Raw genomic sequence first — 2,350 nt, forward strand, 5'->3', positions numbered from 1 at the left:
TATGCCGCGCTGGACCTGCTGGCGATGGCGCCGGAGGACCGGGTGTTCTACCGCGTGTTCGATGCGCGCGGGCGCACCATCACCGGCTACGACGACCTGCCGGCGGCGCCGTCGCTGCCGCGCGCCAGCGCGCCGCCGCGCTTGTTCGATGCGGTCTACAGCGGCGAGCCGGTGCGCTTTGCGGTGGTCTCGCGGCGGGTGTCCTCGGCGGCGGCGCAGGACCAGGTGTGGGTGCAGGTGGGGCAGACCCGGCGCGCCCGCGAGGCGCTGGCGCAGGACGTGGTGCTGCACGCGCTGGTGGCGATCGTGCTGTTGTCGCTGCTGGCCTTGGCGCTGGTATGGCTGGGCGTATCGCGTGCGCTGCGGCCGCTGCGCACGCTGGAGCACGAACTGTCGCGGCGCGAACCGTCCGAACTGAAGCCGGTGGCCGCGACGGCGCCGCAGGAGATGCAGCAGATGGTGGCGGCGCTGAACCGCTTCATGGCGCGCCTGGCCGGCAGCAACGAGACCCTGCGTGCGTTCATGGCCGAGGCCGCGCACCAGATGCGCACGCCGCTGGCGGCGCTGCGTGCGCAGGCGCAACTGGCGCTGGACGAGGACGACCCGCACGAGATGCGTCGCAGCCTGGAGGCGATCGAGCGCAATGCCACGCACATGAGCCGCCTGCTCAACCAGTTGCTCAGCGACGCCAGCGTGATCCACCGTTCCAACCTGCAGCGCTACGCCAGCGTCGACCTGGCCGAGGTGTTGCACCAGGCGCTGCACGAGGCCGTGCCGCAGGCCGCGCCGCGGCCACGCGTGCAACTGGCCGTCGCCAGCGAACCGGCGCTGGTGCGCGGCGATGCGCTGCTGTTGCGCGAGGCGATCAAGAATCTGATCGACAATGCCTGCAAGTACGGCGGCGATGGCGCGCTGCAGGTGGCGCTGACCTGCAGCGCGCGCGATTGCGTGGTGACCGTGGCCGACCATGGCCCGGGCATCGCCGCCGCCGAAGCCGAACGCGTGTTCGAACGTTTCGTGCGCGGCGAGGGTGCGGCCGCCGGCGGCGCCGGGCTGGGCCTGGCGATCGTCAAGCGCGTGGTCGAGGCCCATGGCGGGCGCATCGACCTGTCCAATCGCGTAGGCGGCGGCCTGATCGCCAGCCTGCACCTGCCGAGGTTGCATCCATGATCCTGCCCGCACTGCTGCGCGGTCTGCCGCTGCTGCTGACCGCGCTGCTTGCCAATGCCGCGCTGGCCGCGCCCGGCGACGTGCGCCGCTTCCCGGCGCAGGGCGCGGCCACCGCACAACTGTGCATCCAGGGTTCGACCGACATCGAGGTGTTCGCCGCGGTGATCGGCGACTACCAGCGCCTGCATCCGCACACCGAGGTGGTGTACCAGGACGTGATCGCCGGCGATATCTACCGGCGCTACCTGCATCCAGGCCCTGGCCCGCGCTGCGCCGATCTGCTGATCAGCGCCAGCATGGATCTGCAGACCAAGCTGGTGAACGACGGTCACGCACTGGCGCACCGCTCGCCGCAGACCGAGGCGCTGCCGGCGTGGGCACAGTGGCGGCACGAGGTCTTCGGCATCAGCTACGAGCCGGTGGCGATCGTCTACAACACCGCGCGGCTGCCGGCCGCGCAGGTGCCGCGCACCCGCCGCCGGCTGCTGGAACTGCTGCGCGCGCCGGGCTCGCCGCTGCGTGGGCGTATCGGCACCTACGACGTGGAGCGCAGCGGCGTGGGCTACCTGTTCGCGACCCAGGACAGCCAGCTCGGCAGCATGGCCGGCGCGTTGCTGGCGGCGATGGGCGACAACCAGGTGGTGCTGGAAGAACGCACCGGCGTGCTGCTGGACAAGGTCGCGCGCGGCGACCTGCTGCTGGCCTACAACGTGCTGGGTTCGTACGCGCAGGCGCGCATCGATGCCGGCGCGCCGCTGGCGATCGTGCAGCCGGAGGACTACACCCTGGTCGCGCTGCGCACCGCGGTGATCCCGCGCGACAGCCCACACGCGGCCGAGGCGCGCCGTTTCCTGGATTACCTGCTGTCGCCGCGCGGGCAGCAGGGGCTGTCGCGCGAGGCGCGGCTGCAGCCGATCCTGCCGCAGCCAGGCGTGGCGGCGCAGGGTGGGCCGGCCGCTGCGTCGGCGTTCCGTCCGATCGCGCTGGGCCCGGGGCTGCTGGTGTATCTGGATGCGCTGAAGCGACGTCAGTTCCTGGACGCCTGGCGCAGCAGCATGCAGCAGGCGCCGCCGCGCTGAGCCGGGGTGGTGCCGGTCAGCGCGCGAAGCGCGGCTGGCGCCCGGGAGAACACAGCACGCGTACGCTGTCGCCCAGTTCTTCCGGTGCGCCGCCGGCCAGC

Annotated in this window: 2 protein-coding genes; both read left to right on the forward strand. The window is 72.3% G+C overall.

The features are described from left to right. Positions 1 to 1,170 (forward strand): sensor histidine kinase (locus tag D180_RS13620; RefSeq protein ID WP_017913228.1); only part of this gene is annotated, 1,170 nt, incomplete at its 5' end. Further along, positions 1,167 to 2,249: an ABC transporter substrate-binding protein gene (locus D180_RS13625; protein WP_017913229.1), complete on the forward strand. Its 1,083-nt coding sequence runs from the start codon at positions 1,167 to 1,169 to the stop codon at positions 2,247 to 2,249. The genes D180_RS13620 and D180_RS13625, both read left to right, overlap by 4 nt. The last annotated feature ends 101 nt before the right edge of the window (positions 2,250 to 2,350 follow it).

This window comes from Xanthomonas sp. SHU 166 (assembly GCF_000364685.1).
GTDB lineage: Bacteria > Pseudomonadota > Gammaproteobacteria > Xanthomonadales > Xanthomonadaceae > Xanthomonas_A > Xanthomonas_A sontii.

What these genes read in the sequence shown, in the direction of transcription:
- D180_RS13625 (WP_017913229.1), top strand. Translation starts at nt 1,167, where the DNA reads ATGATCCTGCCCGCACTGCTGCGCGGTCTGCCGCTGCTGCTGACCGCG.